This window comes from Bartonella gabonensis (genome assembly GCF_903679515.1).
Lineage (GTDB): Bacteria > Pseudomonadota > Alphaproteobacteria > Rhizobiales > Rhizobiaceae > Bartonella > Bartonella gabonensis.
This window is the reverse complement of sequence record NZ_CAHOYM010000117.1, coordinates 1-525: the sequence shown is the minus strand read 5'-3', so window position 1 is coordinate 525 and position 525 is coordinate 1. Positions and strand designations below refer to the sequence as shown.

Genomic DNA, 525 nt, shown 5'->3' with positions numbered 1-525 from the left:
GCTTTCGGCCCTGGCCCATGAAGCGCGCCTGCGCGTTTTCCGCGCCCTGGTAGTCGCCGGCCCTGCGGGGCTTACGCCCAGCGCCTTGGCCGAACAGTTGGGTATCGCACCCAACGCGCTGTCGTTCCACCTCAAGGAGCTGTCCCATGCCGAGCTGGTCAGCCAGGAGCGCCTGGGCCGCAATGTGCTGTACCGGGCGTCCTTTGCGGCGATGAACGACCTGCTCGCCTACCTTACCGAAAACTGCTGCCAGGGCGCCGCATGCGCCACGGTGGATGCCTTGCCCTGCAACTGCTGAACGGAGTCCACGATGAAACGCTTCCATGTCCATATGCACGTCGACGATCTGGCCAAGAACATCGCGTTCTATTCCCAGCTGTTTGGTGCCGAGCCCGCCCGCGTGGAAAGCGACTACGCGAAGTGGATGCTGGATGAGCCCCGGGTGAACTTCGCCATTTCGACGCGAGGCGAGAAAGCCGGCCTGGACCACCTGGGCTTCCAAGTGGATGAGGCCGAGGAGCTGGA

2 protein-coding genes are annotated in these 525 nt (G+C 64.0%); both read left to right on the top strand.

Annotated features, from left to right (window positions below):
* Positions 1–298, top strand: a 298-nt coding sequence (locus tag HWX04_RS08925; RefSeq protein WP_175869639.1) for an ArsR/SmtB family transcription factor, incomplete at its 5' end; no start/stop codon positions are given.
* 12 nt (positions 299–310) lie between these two features.
* Positions 311–525 (top strand): VOC family protein (locus HWX04_RS08920; RefSeq protein ID WP_175869638.1); only part of this gene is annotated, 215 nt, incomplete at its 3' end.